Consider the following 16,306-nt stretch of genomic DNA (forward strand, 5'->3'; position numbering starts at 1 on the left):
CGGGGCGGGGGGGGGGGGCGGCCCGGGCGTTTTATCGTTTGCGGATCGGTTAGCTCTGGGGCTCGGTACTGGTCGCAGCGCCGTCCAGGATCTCCGTGGCGTCATCCAGCGCCCTCTGATCCATCTCGTCCAGATACTTCTGATAGAATTCTCCCATCTCCATATCGGTGAGGGTCCCCCGGCGCTCCACCTCCATCTCCTCCTGGTAGGTGTTCACCAGCTCCACCACATAGTTCTGGAGCACCGCGTCGGTCTGCTGCGGATCGCCGGCCAGTCCCTCTTCCAGGGACTTCCCCAGGACCAGGTACAGGCCCTCCTCGCTCTCCACCAGCTCGCTGACCGCGCCGGGCTCCAGCGCGGCGGCAGCCTTCTCCACAGCGGCGGGCAGCGTACCGGGTGTGTAGAAATAGCCCGTCTCGCCCCGGTTCGTATCCTCGTTGTACTCCGTTGCCAGCTCGGCAAAGCGCGCGTCCTTGTCTTCGGCCTGCTCCAGCTGGGCCAGGATGTCCCCGGCGGTCTGGCGCTTGGCGGCGGCCTCATCCTCACTCAGCCCGTCGGTGGAGAGGAAAATGTAGTCCGTATAGCCCAGGTAATCTCCATATTTGGCGGGGTCCAGGTAGATCTCGCTGCCCTCCTGGCCGGCCAGCTCCATGAGGCCGTCCAGCAGGCTGGTGGCCGACATCACCCGGCGGAGATTGTCCACGCTCAGGCCGGTCTCCTCCAGATAATTCTGGAACTCCTCCTCGCCGCCCAGGGACTCCTTCATGCCCTCCATCTCCTCGTCGATGGCGGCCTCGTCCTCTTCTGTCAGCGTGACGCCGTACTGATCCGCCAGATTCTCAATGGCGGCGTAGAAGAACACGGTGTCCTCGGCCATATCCTTGGCGTACTGGTTGAGGGTCATGTCAGAAGAGGGGAATTTGGCGTTCCAGTCGATGGTCCCGTCGTCCTGAAAGACCTCCTCGTACATGCCGAAGTAGTCGTGGTACATCTTGAGCTGATATTCCAAGGCGCTGCAATTGAAGGCCGCCCAGTAGCAGTACAGCTCGGCGGGGATCTCATTGCCATCCAGCACCAGGACCGTCTCCGCCGGGTCCACGCCGGTGATGTCGTAATAGACCCCGGAAGGGGCCTCGCCCGCCGGTTTCCCGGTGCAGGCTGAGAGCAGCATCAAAGCGGCCAAACTAATTCCAACGCACATTCTTTTCATGTTAAAACTCCTTGTTTCCGTCCGCCGGACGCTGTGCCGTTCCCCGTTTTCCCGGAGAGCGGAACGCCCCGCGGCCCAGATAGAATACCGCGGCCGCCAGGGCCAGTCCGGCCCAGGCAAACCCCTTTTGGTAGGCATACTGGTAGTAGACGCCCCCCTCCCCCGGCTGCGGCAGCGGCGTGGGGTCGATGGGCAGGCCGTAGGCGGTGGCCAGGCTCTTGATGTTCAGCAGGTGGACCACCGGCACCCCGTCCGCCAGGAAGAGCTGGACCAGGCCGGTGGAGTGGTCGTTTTCCGACAGCTCGGTCAGGATGCCGCCGTCGCTGTACACGATCACCTTGCTGTTGCCGAAGGAGACGTCGTTTCCGCCCACATTGATGAAGCAGCGGATATCGCCATAGTCGTTATAGAGGTCGTGACGCTGCCGGATGTTCTCCAGCAGGTCCTCTTCATAATAAAAGGAATAGCCATACCCCGTCAAGCGGGTTTTGATGGTCTCCACCGTGGCCGGGTCCATGTCCTTGCCCACGTCCTCCTGTCCGCCGATGGAGATATAGTCGCTCTTGTGTGTCAAAAGTCCCTTCTGGATGAGGTGGTGCTCCATATCCAGATAGGTCAGCTCCGGGTCGTTGGCCCCGTGGGTGGAGGACCCGAAGGAGCTCATCAGCAGGGGGTCCAGCCCCAGCACCTCCACCGCGCACATCACCGCGATGTTCAGCGCCGGGAAGGAGCCTGAGCAGTTCACCGCCACCTTGTCCCCGGGCTGGAGCTCCAGCTCATGGAACATATCCACCACCATGGCGGCCATATTGGGGTTGGTGGAGGTACGCTTGGCCTCCAGATTGCCCAGCGTGGTGGTGATGAGGGAGTAGTCCTGCCCGATCATGCCGGTGTCATTGATGTCGCTGGCGCTGTTGATGGGCACGCCCAGCTCCTCTTTCAGCCGCCGGATCTCCTCCATACAGGCCTGTGTCCGCTGGGCGGCCTCCAGCTTGTCGGCGTAATCTCCGGTGGGGATCATGGTCCGGGTGGCAATCAGGAGGGACCAGCTCAGGGCCAGCACCGCCAGAGCCGCCGCCAGGACCGCAGTTTTTTTCGTTCTCATGCGCATCCCTCAGGTCAGGATCAGTTGGATCAGTTTGATGAGGAATACCACCACACCCAGGGCGCATAGGGTCTTGACGCACCCCTGTTTTTCCATCTGATTGCCCAGGATGCCCGGGACCAGATAGCCGATGGTCATGGAGAGGTTGTAAAAGAGGTAGGAGTCGCCGAAGTAGAGATAGGTGAACAGGGCCTTCTCCACCAGGCCGATGATGATGTACAGCGCGAACTTCCGCCGCCCATACAGGATGGTGACGTTGCCCAGCAGCCGCACCACGCCCACGGCGATGAGCGCCGAGACCAGTGTGGCGGCGATCTTTACCGGCTCCTCCAGATACAGCGCGAAGTAGAAGGGCACCACAATGCCCCCCGGCACCAGCTGGGTGGCCTCGGTAAAGATCAGCGTGACCACCAGGGAGAGGATCGCCAGCTCATTCATGTGCCTCCCCCCTTTCCAAATACTCGATCATCTGATAGGCCTGCCCCTTGATGTTGCCCACTCCGGCGATCTGCGGCGTGTCCGCCTGCTCCAGGGCCTCCCGCCAGTTGGCGGCCAGCTCCACCTGCTCCACACCCGCCCGGTGCAGGAGCCGGCGGGCCAGATAGCGGCACTCCCCCAGCACGATGACCTTGCGGCAGGGCACCTGGGGGAAGAAGTGGCGGAGAAAGAGCAGCAGGCGGTCCGGCCGGTCGGCGCGGTGGTTGTAGATGAGGGTCAGCTCTCCGCCCTCCGGGAAGGTCTCCCGCAGAAGCTGAAGGGACGACTGGGGATCGTTGGCCGAGAAGAGATCCAGGAACCGCCGTTCGCCCAGGTCGTAGCACCGGCATGTGCCGAAGTCGGCGTGGTAATCCTCCTGCGCCTGCGGAAAGGCGGCGGGGTCCACCCCCAGCCGCGCCCCGATGGCGCAGGCGATGGCCCGGTTCTCCGACCCGGCCGGGCCGGTGCCCGGGCAGAGGACCGCCTCGCTCCCCCGTGCCCGGCAGCGCTCCTGGAAGAAGGGAAAAAAGGTCTCCTCCCCCACGAAGAGCACCCCGTCGGCCGGGATGACGGCGCTGAGGCTCTCGGCGATCTCCTCCAGGCTCTCCCCCATCTCAAAGATGTGGTCATAGCGCACGTTGGTGATGACGTTCCAGTCCCCTCGCACCATCTTTTCCTGGGATACCCGCTGCAGCTCCGGCGCAACGGCCATACACTCCAGAATCACGATCTCAGCGCCCTCCCGGCGGGCCCGGCGGAGCATGGAGAGCTGTTCGGCGATGTTGGGCAGGCCCGGACGGCGGATCGGGTGCTCCACCCCGGCGGTGTCGATGTACACCGGCTGGGTTCCGGTGGTCTTGGTAAAGACCCGGAATCCGGCGTGCCGGAGGTGGGCGTCGATGAGGCGGCAGGTGGTGGTCTTGCCCCGGATGCCGCTGACGTGGATCACGTGGCGGAAGGAGCGCCGCGCCCGGCGGTTGGCATAGGCCTCATAGAGCAGCCAGCCGATGTATCCGGCCAGCAGGATCAGGGATACTGCGAGCATGGCGTCTCTTCCTCTCCCAGGCTTCCGGAAAAGCCCTTCGCCGTCAGACGAAGGGCTTTTCGCAGATGTTTGGATGTTGTTGGATCAGTCGTAGTAGACCCGGTCAGCGGAGACGGCAGAGGGGTCGTGGTAGTAGCCGCCCAGGCCGTTCTCCATCATTTCCTCATAGGTGGGGATGTTCTCGATCAGGATGGTCTGATCGGGGTTGACGGTGTTGTTGACCTCCATGATGGTGGTGGCGGTGGCGATGTGCCGGGCCACGCGCTTGTCGATGGGCCAGCCGTTCTCGTCGATGGGGGCGTAGAGCAGCTTGTGCTCGCCGGCCTTGATGACAAAGACGTCCTTACCGCTCATCAGCAGCTCCTCGTCGGTGATGCCGCGGATACGGTCCAGCATGGGCTCGGCCACCTCCACCAGGTAGGAAGCGGCGTCGGTGTAGTCGCCCACCTCACGATGGCTCAGGCCATGGAGGGCGGTGGGAGAGAACTCCATGCCGATGGGCACGTCGAAGGTCTCGGAGGTCAGCATCATGGACACCATGGCCGCCACGGCCTGGCCCTTCTCATGGACCACGATGGTGTTCTCCACGGTGTACTCCAGCTCGGCCTCGTGGAGGTCCAGAGTCATGTCCACGCCCTCAGCCTTGATGAGCTCGGTGATGGCGTAGTTGGTGCGCTCGGTCAGCAGGCCGTTGGCCTTGCCGGGCCAGTTGCGGTTGGTGTTGCGGATATCCACGTTGGCCAGGGTCTGGCCGCTGGGATAGTGGATGTAGACCTCAGGATCCGGCCAGGAGTCCAGGGGATTGGCGTGGCGGTCGCCGAAGCGCCAGACCTTGGTGCCCCAGTCGGTCTCGTAGGTGAAGAACCGGGGATAGGCCTCACCCACGCGGGAGTTGGTGGAGCTGCTGTTGTTCTGGCGGTCGATGAGGATGACCTTGCCCTGGTTGACCTTCAGGTTCTCCACCAGCAGATTGGCCGCCATGACACCGGCGGGCTCCTCGGCGTGGGTGCCGCCCCAGATGAGCATGCATCCACCCTCGACGCCGCTGTCGAAAATGTAGACATTGCAGTCGTTGGTCGTGCCCTTGACCACGTCGCTGTAATCACTGAGCTTCTTGACCTCGGTGATGTACTCACTGACCACGACCGGCTCTTTGTAGTTACGGTGCTCCCAGAAGAGATAGCCGGCCACGCCCACGCAGAAGGCGAAGATGATGACGCAGATGGCCTTCACCGTATTGATGTTCAGCTTCTTCAACTGTATCCCTCCCCCTTACTTCAGGCGCAGCAGGCGCAGCACGAAGGGAACCATGATGACACAATACACCAACGCGGTTTGCGGGTTTTTCGTGCGGCAGAACGCGCGAATGATCGCGATCAGGAAGAAAAGCGCGGTGGCGTAGGTAAGGACCGTGAAAATGGTGTTGATGATGACCAGAATATCCATACGTTACACCCCCAGCAGATTGCCCAGCGGCTTGTTGAAGATCATAGCGGCGGTACACAGCGCCAGAATGAACAGCATCGGCACCAGGGCGGCCTTCAGGAAGCCCTTGTAGTAGCTGCCCTTGTAGTCCAGCTGCATGACGGCCGCGCGGCCCACCACGGCGGTGGGAGGCAGGCAGTCGCCCACCGGCCACATGACCGACCAGGCGGCCAGGGCGATGACGGCGTTATAGCCCTTCATGTTGAACAGCATGATCAGAGGCACGCCCAGCAGGGGGGCCACGGCGTACTGCAGCACGCCCTCGGCCACCGGCAGGATGATCCACAGCGCGGCGAACAGCAGGGCGATGGGCAGGATGACCACGCCCAGGGAGATGAGGCCGCGGGCGCCGGTGAGGGTCAGGATCTGGTTCAGCACGCCGACGGCGACCATGATGCCCACCAGTTCCTTCAGGTTGACCACGGTGGTGACGGCCACTTCCAGAACATTGACCTTATGCGGCGCACAGAGCAGCACGGAACCGGCGCTGAGCATGAAGATCATGGGCAGGCCGATGACCGGCCAGTAGGCGGGGATCACACGGGCGCCCAGGATGAGCACCAGCATCACGATGAAGGGGATGAAGGCCCGCACCGCGTTCCAGCCCTGGAGAGGCTGGGGCAGGGTGGCCAGAACGTCCTCCACGGGGGAGTCGCTCTTGGTGCCGCGGGTCAGGTAGAAGGTGGCGAACAGGGCGCCGCCCAGGGACAGGATGGCCAGCGGGGCAGTGAAGCCAACATAGGGCATGTTGGCGCCGGCGGCAGCCATCATGGTCCACAGGTTGATGGGGGGGCAGGCGGCACTCATGGCGGCCAGGATGAACACCAGGGCCACACGCCGGTCCTCCTTCACGCCCATGGCGGCCAGAACGGTACCCACCAGACCGCCCACCGTCAGCACGGTGGTGGCGCCGGAGCCGGTGACCGCACCGGGGACCATCATGACCACCAGCAGCAGGAGCAGGCACAGAATGCGGCGCTTATAGAAGCGGCCCACGATCTGGTGCACCAGGTAGTTGACACCGCCGGTCTCCTTGTACAGGGTCATGAAGAAGGTGGCGGTCAGGAAGGTCATACAGACGTCGAAGTAGTTGAAGGTACCTTCCACCAGATGGCGGATGATCTCGGTAAAGGGCAGGGCGGAGCGCTCATCAACTCCCATAGGCAGGATCAGATGGGCCACCAGAGCGCCGAGCGCCGCCAGCAGCAGCGTGATCTCGGTGCACGCCTTGAACTTCTTCGCCAGGGCAAAGACCACCACGATCACAGCGATAACTGCCAGAGAGTGCTGGAACATAGTCACAAGATTACCTCCTCAGTGCAGACTGGGGGCGCGGTGCGCCCCCAGTCCGTGATCCGAATCTCGGGGGCGGAGCTTACTCGGCAGCCATGTAGTCGCCCATGCCAAGGGCGTCCTTGGAGATGATGATGGGGATGTTGTTCTCAGCGGCGTAGTCGGAGAAGAGGCCGTCGCTGTCGCTCTCCTCCACCACCATGATGACGTCGGCCAGAGGCAGGATGGCGTCGATGGAGGCCTGGTCATTGGCGTCGGTACGGCGGGACATGCCCTCCACGTGGGCGCAGACGATGGTCATCCCGGCCTCCTTGGCGGCCTCGATGACGGCGGTGCAGCGCTCGATCTCGTCGTTGATGTCGGTGCCGGCGGCGCCCATGCCCTTGCCGCTGGTGCCGGTGGTGACGATCAGGGTCTTGGCATCGCCGGGATCAAAGGTGTCGGCGGAGAGCTCGTGGTCGTCGGTGGAGGTGGCGCCGATCTGGCCGGCCACCATGTGCAGCATGACGGAGCCGGTACTCTGACCACAGGTGGTCATCAGGAAGGGCCCGTGGATCTTGCCGTCGAACTCAGCGGAAGTGGTCTCGCCGCCGGTGGTCTCGTTGCCGGTGGTCTCGTTATCGGCGGGCTCCTTGGTCTCGGTCACGGCGGTGGAGTTCTCGGGAGCCTTGCTCTCGTCCTCCGGAGTGGTGGTGCCGCCGCCGCCACAGGCGGCCAGGGACAGGATCATGCCAAAAGCCAGAAGAGAGGCGAGCAGTTTCTTGCTGTTTTTCATAATAAATCTCCTTCTTCAATGTCAGGATTGCCGGTTATGCGGAGACCGATCAGTTCTTCTTTTTCTTCTGCAGGATGATGACCGCAGCAATGGCCACGACGATCACGCAGATGGAACCGATGACCAGCGCAGTGGAGTTGCTGGTGGTGGTGTTCACAGCGGGAGCGCTGGGCTCACCGGAGGCGGCGGGGGCGTCGGGCTCGGCGGAAGCGTCGGGCTCAGCGGGAGTCTCGCCCTTGTCGGCCAGGCTGGTGGCGCCGAAGCCAACCTCTTCCAGCCACTCGGTGGGATAGCCCAGGGTGGTGGAGGAGCCGTCCTCTTCGATGCGCATGCCGTCATAGTAGGTGCCCACCAGCTGCCAGGCAAAGGCCCACCACTCGTCGTTGAGCTCTTCCAGGTTGGTGTACACATAGTCGGTCAGGTAAGCCTTGGCGGCGTCAGCGCCGGAGGTGTTGTAGAGCTCCAGAGCCTTGGCGTCCACGTCGGCCTGCTCGGCGAAGTACTCGCTCTCGATGGCGGCCTTCTTCTCGCGGATGACGGGGTACATGGCGTTCCAGTTCAGCTGGGCATAGTTGCCGATGAAGTTGAAGGCCCACCAGGCGCAGTTCTGGTCGAAGCTCTTCCGGTCACCGGTGGACCACTCTTCGGGAACGGAGGTGGTGCCGGCGTAGATGGGGGTGTAGACGGTGGTGTCGGGAGAATCCTCGCCGAACCACAGGACGCTGCCGATCTCACCGGGCATGTCGGGGCGCAGCTCCGCCACGAAGCTGTAAGTGCAGCGGAACTGAGCGATCTCGCGCTCCCAGTCCTCATTGGCGGCGCTCTCCGGCTTATCGCCGCTGGCCAGCTGCCAGCGATGGGGGTTGCCGAAGGGACCGGCGGCCAGGCCCTGGGTCATGTCGTACTCGGTGCCCTCCAGGTGGTCGCTGTAGATGTCCATGATGTCCTGGACGGAGACCAGCTCGTCGGGCTTGATGGTGAAGTCGTAGTGGCTCTGGTTATCCAGCACGGGGAACTCCTGGGAGGGAGCCAGCAGGCTGAACACGCGCCACTCGCGGCGGCTGGCGTAGAACTCATAGCCGTAGGGCTCGGGGTTGAAGATCTGGGTGAAGTTGAAGTCCTCACCCTCGCTCCACCAACCCATCTGCTCCGGCAGAGCGGTGATGTCGGTGGACCACATGTAGTTCTCGGTGTCGTTGAAGTCGATCACACCCAGACGGGAGCGGTTAGCACCGGTATAGACCTGATCGTCGGGCACGCGCCGGGCCGCCCAGTGGGCGCCGGGAGCCTCGCTGCCCTGGGTCCACAGGGGACCGCCGCCGCAGATCTCAAAGATCCACACTTCGTTCTGGTCGGCCACCAGCAGGCACTCGCCGCCGTCGCAGTAGCCGTACTCCTCAGCCAGGGCGCCCATGATCTCCACGGCTTCCCGGGCGGTGGAGGCCCGCTGCAGGCCCAGCATCTCCAGATTGGCGATGACCATCATGCCCTCAGCGGAGCTGACCTCGCTGCGGCCGCTCCAGGTGAACTCGCTCATGACGACGCCCTTCTCATTCATGAAGGGATAACCGATGTTGAAGTAGGTGTAGGTGGTCTCCGCCTGGGGGATCTGGCCCTTCAGGGTGACCTCATTCTTGGTGGCGGTACAGGGATCGTTGTAGATGTCTACCATCTCGCCGGCGGCGTGGGTGCCGCCCTCCACGATCTGGATGCGGTGGTCATACCAACCGTCGCAGGTGTGGGATACCAGAACGGAGCCGGTGTCGGACGCGTCCTTGCCCACGGCCAGGGTGGTACACGCACTGGCGGTGGTGGCGGTACCCAGAGCGATCACACATGCGGTTGCCAGGCAAACCAATTTCTTGAATGTACCTTTCATGTTTTCCTCCTTCGCGTTATCTGCTTTCACACGTTTGCGCTGAGGTAGGGTCTCTGTCCTTGCTCACCGTCCTTTCTGCTTCGTCGAACCTTATGCACGGATCTTACTGTTGCTGCGTATTGGGCTCCCCTCATTCCCTTCCGTATGCATACTTCAACTTGCGTCAAATGAGTTTCAATCGGTTTCATCCCCAGGGGAATATCGCCAATCCCGCCGGCCGGGCCGCAGCCCTCCGGGGGACAGAACGATTTCCGGCTGACCTGAACAAAGACAGCCTTTACCATGGATCTGGTCCGCTCTATTGTTTTTCAATCGCGTACACCCGGCGTCCCAAAGCGGAGCTCTTCCCCCCGCGGAAACGGGCCTTGCAGCGCCATCCGCAGCCGGAAAAGAAAGATGCCCTCCGCGCCGGCGGGCTGGGAAACCGCACAAGTGTCAGCTGATTTGGGCGTTTTGATTATAGCATTTATCCACAAAAAAGGCTATACTTTATCAAATAATTTTTAAGCTTCGTCAAAAGTTGATAAAAATCGCTCGGAATACGGCGACTAATGAATTTTTTTACCGGGAAGGAGTGGGTAAAACCTGGCAGGCGCCAAAAAATCCCCGTAAATATTCGTCAAATGCAACAAAGGCGCATATAAATGTAGAAACTTAGCCAGATTTTACCTGATAAAGGAACTTGGACGACAAATCATGTAGAATGGCACAGAGCTGTGCTCTGCCGTCCGGACAGACCTCTCATCGGAGCGGCAGATACCAGGAGTTTCCTCCAGAATGTCCTCCTACAAAAAACATTTCGCCCCATATATTTGCAAGTCAAAAGGTGTCTCTCTTTCAGCGTTTCAATAAGACAAGTGCTCGCTCCTTTTCCCATCGGCGCAGCGCAAATCTCTGGTATTTTCCTCCTGTCCCGCAGTTTGGTCACATTGCATATATCCGGATAAATCACGTATATTCATTCGCGCAGAACTATACCTTTAAGTTTTTAAAGATTTCTTTCAGTATTTCTTAAGGTTTTGTCCGGTTTCAGGAATAAATAAGGTTGATTCAATATATGGCTTCCCTTATAAATATAGATAGCCTTACCGGTTACAGCAAAAAAACCGGCGCAGTCTCTTTCCACAAATTACCTCTTGACGCGGTTTGTCCATTCTATGGCCGCGCGGGCGCAGTCATGACAGGCGACTGTGAACTTGCAGAAACCGATCATCCGACAGTCGGCCGTAGAAAGACCGCCTCCGCGGACAGCCCACTCGATCCCCAGTCGTGTGCTCCCCCAAATCGTGCAAGTTATGGTATACTGTTGGAAAAGGAGGCGAGCAGCCATGCTCTATGTGACAGGCGACACCCACGGCGAATTTGAGCGCTTCGAGCCGGCCAATTTCCCGGAACAGCAGGAGATGGGCCGGGAGGACTACGTGCTCATCTGCGGCGACTTCGGCGGCGTGTGGGACGGCAGCCGCCGGGACGCCCGCAAGCTGGACCGGCTGGAGCAGCTTCCCTTCACCACGCTGTTCGTCTCCGGCAATCACGAAAATTTCGACCGTCTGGCCCGCTACCCGGTGGAGGAGTGGCAGGGCGGCCTGGTCCAGCGGCTCCGCCCCCATGTGCTCCACCTGATGCGGGGGCAGGTCTTTACCCTGGAGGGGCGCACCTTCTTCACCATGGGCGGGGCCCGCAGCCACGACGTGGAGGACGGCATCCTGGACCCCCGGGCCGATGATTTTGAGGAGCAGTACCGCCTGCTGCGGAGCATGGGCGGCCGCTTCCGGGTGGCCCACCGCACCTGGTGGCGGCAGGAGCTGCCCTCGGAGGCGGAGTACCAGGAGGCCCGGCGCAATCTGGAGCGGGTGGGCCACCGGGTGGACTACATCGTCACCCACTGTGCCCCCAATCAGGTCCTGGATGGCCTGGCCCCGGGCGAGAGCTACACGCACGACCGCCTGACCGATTTCCTGGAAGAGGTACGGCAGGCTACAACCTTCCGCCACTGGTTCTTCGGGCACTACCACGAGGACCGCCTGCTGGACGGAGGCTTCGTGCTGCTCTGGGAACAGATCGTGCGCCTGCTTTAACACGCAAAAAACAACCGGTCGCCCTGACGGGCGGCCGGTTGCCGTTTATTCGCTTTTGATGGCCTCCAGTGCCGGGATGCGCACGGCCTTGTTGGCCGGGTAATAGCCCGAGCCCAGGCCGATGAACACCGAGAACACCACCGCGAAGAGGAGGAGCCACGGCGGGATCACCGACACCCGGCTCACCTCCTCCCCGCCCACAATGGCGGGCAGGATATTTTCTGGTGAAAAGCCCAGGGATGCCAGGTTGATGACCACCGACGCGATGGCGCTGACCACGCAGCCGATGAGGCCGCCGATAAACCCGATGGCACCCGCCTCGGAGAGGAACATCACCCGGATGTCGGTGACGTAGCAGCCCAGGGACTTCATGATGCCGATCTCCCGGGTGCGCTCCGAGATGGACATGATCATGGTGTTGGTAATGCCCAGCGCCGCCACGAAGAGGGAGATGGCGCCCAGGCCGCCCAGCATCATCTGCTTCTGCCGGGCCTCCTGCTCCATGGGCTTGCGGATGCTCTCCATGGAGTCGGTGTTGTAGCCCATGGCCTTGATCTCCTTCTCCACCGGCTCCACCTGGTCGATGGCCGATACCTTCACCAGCACGGAGTTGTAGGGCACCGCCTTCTTTTTGTTGCCCTGGAGCTTGTCCAGGATCTTGCGCAGGTCGCTCAGGCTCAGAATGACGCCGTCGGAAGTCTCGCTGCCCTTGGAGTAGTCCTCCTTGGTCATCCCTACCGGGACGATGGGGATGGTGACCTTTTTGCCGTCGTTCTCGATCTCCAGGGTCATCTTCTTTTCCTTCAGCGGGTCGAAGTAGGGGGGCGGTACATTGGTCAGGTTGCCGTTTTCATCCCAATCCCCGCTCCAGCGGTCCACCATGTTCCGCCCCTCGGGGCGCATGTTGTCCTTGAAGTTGTAGGCCAGGTACTGGCCCACCACCACCTCGCCGTCCTTTTTGGCGGTGCGTCCCTCGGTGATCTGGTAGCCCAGGCGCTCCATCTCGTCGGTGTCCACGCCCACCACGCTGACCCAGTCGGCCAGATAGCGCCGCCCGGTGCCGGTGACCAGGTTGATCGTCTCCGCCTCCAGGCTCTGCTTGGGGGTCACCGCCTCCACGCCGGAGATGGTCCTCAGGCGCTTGACCAGAGCCTCGTCCAGCTTGTTCTTCCCCCGACCGCTCTGGGGGGCGTTCACCGTGATGATGGTGAGGTCTCCCATCTTGGCCAGGGTCTTTTCCTGGGATTCCTTCATGCCGATGCCCAGGGAGACCATGATGACGATGGAGCAGCAGCCGATGAACACGCCCAGGACCGTGAGGAAGGTGCGGGATTTGCGGCGCAGCAGGTTCTGCACACACATGCGGAAGAGGTCATTGGGGCGCATGGCTCAGTCCTCCCCGCCGGGCGCGTTGTTGGAGCCCTCGTCGCCCCAGTCATCCCAGCTCTCCTCCCCGGCGTCCGCCTTGGCGGCCTTCTTCCGGCGGATGAGGAACACGGCCAGAGCCAGCACCGCCAGGCCTCCGCCAACCGCAGCCACCCACACCCAGGGGAAGGAATTGCCCTCGTCCACGTTGAAGTCCTCATCGGAGAAATCGGGGGGAACGAACTCCTCGGCCTGGAAGGTCAGGGGGAACTCCCGGGTCTTGATCTGCTGGTCGGCGTCCTCGTAGCTCACCTTCAGCACCACTTTGATCTCGCCGGCCTGGTTGGGGGTGAGGGCGAAGCCGATGCTGCCGTTGGTGCCGGCGGTGATGTTGCCCAGGTACTGCACCCGGGAGGGGGTGTCCACCCCGTCACCCTCCACGGTGGCCTCCACGTTGGCGATGTCGTCCTTGCCCTTGTTGACATAAGTCAGCAGGATCTCCACCTCTTCGCCCACCGTGGTCTGCTCCGGGGGCACGGGGGTGTTGATCTGGAAGCGGTCGGGCTGGTAGACCGGAATGGAGATCTTGATGTCGGAGGTGGCCTGGGTGCGCTTGCCGCCGTCCACATACTCGTATTTGAAGCCCACCGACACGCTCTGGGCCCCGCTCTTGCTGGTGGGCACGGTGCGCATGGGCACATCCTGCTTCTGGGTGCCGCCGGCGGACAGGGCGCGGTAGAAGAAGGTGTTGGTGCTGCCGTCCATGGCGAAGCTCTCGCCGCCGTCCACAGTGACCACCAGATTCTCGATGGCCACCTTACCGGTGTTCTCAAAGGTGAAGGAGAGGGGGAAACGGCTGCCCGCCGCCACCGAGGTCTCGCCGTAGGTGAAGCCCCGGATGACCACGTTGGGCACCGACGTGTCGGTCTTTTCGGTGACATTGGCCACCAGGTTCACCTTGTCGGAGGCGGTGGCCTGGGTCATGGCCTCGCCGTTGTAATAGGTGTATTTCAGCTCCGTGCTCAGGGACTGGTTGGCGGAGGTGATCTCCCCCACCGCCTTGACCTGGACGGCCACGCTCTGGCTCTGGCCCGGCTCGATGTCGGACAGGAGGAAGGAGGAGGAGTCGTTGAGGAGCATGAGGGCCTCCGAGGTGGACACCCCCAGCACGGGGGAGACCAGCTTGGTGGTGCCCTTGTTCTGGAAGGTCAGGGTGACGGTGGCGCTCTCCCCCGCCGAGAGGGGCTTGGACATGGGGGAGCGGGTGAGGATCACCACGGGCTGGGGCACGCTCTCCTTGCCCTGGGCGGGGATGCCCACCCGGTCGGAGGCGGTGGCCTGGGTGAGCATGCCGCCGTTGTCGTAGCTGAACTTCAGCTCAGTGCTCAGGGCCTGGCTGGTGGAGGCCAGGTCCTTGGCGGCCTGGATGCGCACGGTGACGTTCTGGCTCTTGCCGGGCTCAATGTCCTTCAGGAGGAAGGTGGAGGTGTCGCTGAGGAGGAGCAGGGAGTCCGATGGGGTCACCGCCAGCACCGGGGAGACCAGCTTGGTGGTGCCGCCGTTGCGGATGGTGAGGACCACGTCCAGGATCTGGCCGGGGGCCACGGGAGCGTCGATGGGGGAGCGGGTCACCACCACCGGAGGCTGGGGCACGCTCTCCCGGCCCAGGGCAGGGATGGAGACCTTGTCGGTGACGCTGCCCTGGACGGTGGAGATGTTGTTGTAGTAGTTGAATTTCAGCTCCACGCCCAGAGACTGGGCGGGGGTGGCGATGGTGCTGGCTCCCTTGACCTTCAGCTTGACGCTGACGGTCTTTTTCCCGCCGATCTCATCCAGCACGAAGGAGGAATTGCCCCCCTCAATGATGAGGCCGTCGGTGGGGGTGAAGGTGGCCACGGCGGACTTGAGCTTGGTGTTGCCGAGGTTGCGGAAGTAGACGGTGACGTCCACCGTCTGTCCGGCCTCGATGGGCTTGTCCAGGTCGCTGCGCGAGATGACCACCATGGGCGCCGGGGCGGCGTCGGGGGTGGAGGGGATCTCGGGGGCGGGCTGGGGGGCCTCGTAGACCACCGCCTCGGTGATGGTGACCTCCATGGTCTGGTAGGACCCGGCGTCGCCGGCCTTGCCCACCTGGAGGCGGAGGGTCTGGCCCACGCCCTTGTAGGTCACGCCGGTGAGGGTCACCTGGTACACCAGGGGCTTGCCGGGCTCGGAGGTGCGCTGGACCGAGACGCTGCCGCCGGTGAAGCTGTCGTCCAGCTTGGTGATGTCCAGGGTGCCCGGGTCCTCCGCGCCGGTGCCGTCGCCGGTGTCCTTGATGGAGACGGCGAGGTTGACGGTGGTCCCCTTGGTCACGCTGCCCACCGTCTTGCCCGCGGAGTCGGTGACGGTATAGCCGGTGATGTAGAGGTTGCCCGTGTCGGCGGCCAGGGCCGCGGGCACCAGCCCCAGCAACAGGGCCAGCAGGAGCAGGGCACTGCCGCCCCGCCGGAAGAACTCACGCTTCATAGGTCTTGCGCTCCTTTTTCTGATTGACTTCGTTTCGCACGATTTCGCCGTCGATGAGGGTCACGATGCGGTCGGCATAGGCGGCCATCTCCGGATCGTGGGTGACCAGGATGATGGTCTGGTGGTAGTCCCGGGCAAAGGAACAGATCATGTTCATGATCTCCACGGTGGTCTTGGAGTCCAGGTTGCCGGTGGGCTCGTCGGCAAAGACCACGTCGGGCCGGGCGATGAAGGCCCGGGCGATGCCCGCCCGCTGCTGCTGGCCGCCGGACATCTGGCCGGGGAAGTGGTCCAGCCGGTGGGCCAAACCCACCCGGGTGAGCAGCTTCCGGGCCGCCGCCTCCCGCTGCTCCCGGGGCACGCCCCGGAACATGAGGGGCATAGCCACGTTCTCGGTGGCGGTCAGGTTGGGCAGCAGGTTGTAGGACTGGAACACAAAGCCCAGATGCTTTTGCCGGAAGGCGGCCAGCTGGTTCTCGCTCAGGCGGGAGATGGGCACGCCGCCGATGCGCACCTCCCCCCGGGTGGGCTTCTCCATCCCGGCCAGCTGGTTGAGCAGGGTGCTCTTACCCGAGCCGGAGGTGCCGAAGATGCAGCAGATCTCCCCCCGCATGACGTTCAGATTGATCCGCTTCAGGGCCACCACCGTCTCGTCGCCGATGGGGTACTCCTTGCGGATGTTTTTGACCTCGATGATGGGGCGGCTGCGCAGGTCCGATGGGTTCATACGGTCTGCCCCCTTTCTGCTGGACAGAATACGCCTCCATCCTTCAAGCCCCCTGTGCCGCCCTTTAAGATTTCGAAAGGAAGCATACAGAAAGCGCCCCCGGACCGCATACGGTCCGGGGGCGCCCAGCGTGTCGAACTTGTTCGACACGCTTCTCAAACATGCAAGCATGTTTTCGAGAGGGATGCAGGCCGCCGCGCGCATGGCCCAAAGGGCCACACACTTACGGCCTGAGAAGAGTGTTTTCCGACGTACACGCCGCCGGAAAACACGATTACCCCTCTTCCGCCGTCTGCGGACGGCGGAACTCTGCGAGGCTCTTGCAGCACAAATCGCAGAAATACAATTTACCAACAATC

The 16,306-nt window shown here is 62.6% G+C and carries 13 protein-coding genes; 1 reads left to right on the forward strand and 12 read right to left on the reverse strand.

What is annotated here, in order from left to right:
• Positions 1–49: 49 nt before the first annotated feature.
• The 9 genes from B5G43_RS09645 to B5G43_RS09680 all read right to left on the reverse strand — a co-directional run bounded on the left by B5G43_RS09645 (position 50) and on the right by B5G43_RS09680 (position 9,269).
• Entirely contained in the window at positions 50–1,210 is a 1,161-nt protein-coding gene (locus B5G43_RS09645) for a peptidylprolyl isomerase (protein ID WP_158097400.1), read from the reverse strand.
• A gap of 1 nt (position 1,211) precedes the next feature.
• Complete coding sequence (pgsW, locus tag B5G43_RS09650; protein WP_158097401.1) at positions 1,212–2,315, reverse strand: poly-gamma-glutamate system protein; 1,104 nt, start codon at positions 2,313–2,315, stop codon at positions 1,212–1,214.
• Positions 2,316–2,324: 9 nt separating this feature from the next.
• Positions 2,325–2,753 (reverse strand): poly-gamma-glutamate biosynthesis protein PgsC, encoded by a 429-nt coding sequence (gene pgsC / locus B5G43_RS09655; RefSeq protein ID WP_087260693.1) that lies wholly within the window; start codon positions 2,751–2,753, stop codon positions 2,325–2,327.
• Positions 2,746–3,837: a poly-gamma-glutamate synthase PgsB gene (gene pgsB, locus B5G43_RS09660; RefSeq protein ID WP_087260695.1), complete on the reverse strand. Its 1,092-nt coding sequence runs from the start codon at positions 3,835–3,837 to the stop codon at positions 2,746–2,748. The genes pgsC and pgsB overlap by 8 nt, the downstream gene beginning before the upstream one ends.
• A gap of 84 nt (positions 3,838–3,921) precedes the next feature.
• Positions 3,922–5,094, reverse strand: coding sequence for a succinylglutamate desuccinylase (locus tag B5G43_RS09665; RefSeq protein WP_206405021.1), 1,173 nt, complete (start codon positions 5,092–5,094; stop codon positions 3,922–3,924).
• 15 nt (positions 5,095–5,109) lie between these two features.
• Positions 5,110–5,283 (reverse strand): hypothetical protein, encoded by a 174-nt coding sequence (locus tag B5G43_RS17510; RefSeq protein ID WP_164488737.1) that lies wholly within the window; start codon positions 5,281–5,283, stop codon positions 5,110–5,112.
• A gap of 3 nt (positions 5,284–5,286) precedes the next feature.
• Positions 5,287–6,624, reverse strand: coding sequence for a hypothetical protein (locus B5G43_RS09670; RefSeq protein WP_204244486.1), 1,338 nt, complete (start codon positions 6,622–6,624; stop codon positions 5,287–5,289).
• 73 nt (positions 6,625–6,697) lie between these two features.
• Positions 6,698–7,390: a DUF6305 family protein gene (locus B5G43_RS09675; protein WP_087260699.1), complete on the reverse strand. Its 693-nt coding sequence runs from the start codon at positions 7,388–7,390 to the stop codon at positions 6,698–6,700.
• 49 nt (positions 7,391–7,439) lie between these two features.
• Positions 7,440–9,269 (reverse strand): C69 family dipeptidase, encoded by a 1,830-nt coding sequence (locus B5G43_RS09680; RefSeq protein ID WP_087260701.1) that lies wholly within the window; start codon positions 9,267–9,269, stop codon positions 7,440–7,442.
• 1,328 nt (positions 9,270–10,597) lie between these two features.
• Between B5G43_RS09680 and B5G43_RS09685 the strand changes: the two genes are divergently transcribed.
• A complete protein-coding gene (locus tag B5G43_RS09685) occupies positions 10,598–11,347 on the forward strand; it encodes a metallophosphoesterase family protein (protein WP_087260703.1) in 750 nt (249 codons plus the stop codon).
• A gap of 45 nt (positions 11,348–11,392) precedes the next feature.
• Here the strand turns inward: B5G43_RS09685 and B5G43_RS09690 are convergent, their stop codons facing one another.
• Genes B5G43_RS09690 through B5G43_RS09700 form a run of 3 tightly spaced genes read right to left on the reverse strand, consistent with a single transcriptional unit; the run spans position 11,393 to position 15,947 of the window.
• Positions 11,393–12,733, reverse strand: coding sequence for an ABC transporter permease (locus B5G43_RS09690; protein ID WP_087260705.1), 1,341 nt, complete (start codon positions 12,731–12,733; stop codon positions 11,393–11,395).
• Positions 12,734–12,736: 3 nt separating this feature from the next.
• Positions 12,737–15,220, reverse strand: a complete 2,484-nt coding sequence (locus B5G43_RS09695; protein ID WP_087260707.1) for a hypothetical protein — start codon at positions 15,218–15,220, stop codon at positions 12,737–12,739.
• Complete coding sequence (locus B5G43_RS09700) at positions 15,210–15,947, reverse strand: ABC transporter ATP-binding protein (RefSeq protein WP_087260709.1); 738 nt, start codon at positions 15,945–15,947, stop codon at positions 15,210–15,212. The genes B5G43_RS09695 and B5G43_RS09700 overlap by 11 nt, the downstream gene beginning before the upstream one ends.
• Positions 15,948–16,306: the final 359 nt, after the last annotated feature.

Origin of the sequence: Flavonifractor sp. An92, assembly GCF_002159175.1 — a bacterium.
Lineage (GTDB): Bacteria > Bacillota > Clostridia > Oscillospirales > Oscillospiraceae > Pseudoflavonifractor_A.

Bases quoted from the DNA above. Each gene is read 5' to 3' on its own strand.
- B5G43_RS09645 (WP_158097400.1), bottom strand. From the start codon at position 1,210: ATGAAAAGAATGTGCGTTGGAATTAGTTTGGCCGCTTTGATGCTGCTC.
- pgsW (WP_158097401.1), bottom strand. From the start codon at position 2,315: ATGAGAACGAAAAAAACTGCGGTCCTGGCGGCGGCTCTGGCGGTGCTG.
- pgsC (WP_087260693.1), bottom strand. From the start codon at position 2,753: ATGAATGAGCTGGCGATCCTCTCCCTGGTGGTCACGCTGATCTTTACC.
- pgsB (WP_087260695.1), bottom strand. From the start codon at position 3,837: ATGCTCGCAGTATCCCTGATCCTGCTGGCCGGATACATCGGCTGGCTG.
- B5G43_RS17510 (WP_164488737.1), bottom strand. From the start codon at position 5,283: ATGGATATTCTGGTCATCATCAACACCATTTTCACGGTCCTTACCTAC.
- B5G43_RS09675 (WP_087260699.1), bottom strand. From the start codon at position 7,390: ATGAAAAACAGCAAGAAACTGCTCGCCTCTCTTCTGGCTTTTGGCATG.
- B5G43_RS09680 (WP_087260701.1), bottom strand. From the start codon at position 9,269: ATGAAAGGTACATTCAAGAAATTGGTTTGCCTGGCAACCGCATGTGTG.
- B5G43_RS09685 (WP_087260703.1), top strand. From the start codon at position 10,598: ATGCTCTATGTGACAGGCGACACCCACGGCGAATTTGAGCGCTTCGAG.
- B5G43_RS09690 (WP_087260705.1), bottom strand. From the start codon at position 12,733: ATGCGCCCCAATGACCTCTTCCGCATGTGTGTGCAGAACCTGCTGCGC.
- B5G43_RS09695 (WP_087260707.1), bottom strand. From the start codon at position 15,220: ATGAAGCGTGAGTTCTTCCGGCGGGGCGGCAGTGCCCTGCTCCTGCTG.
- B5G43_RS09700 (WP_087260709.1), bottom strand. From the start codon at position 15,947: ATGAACCCATCGGACCTGCGCAGCCGCCCCATCATCGAGGTCAAAAAC.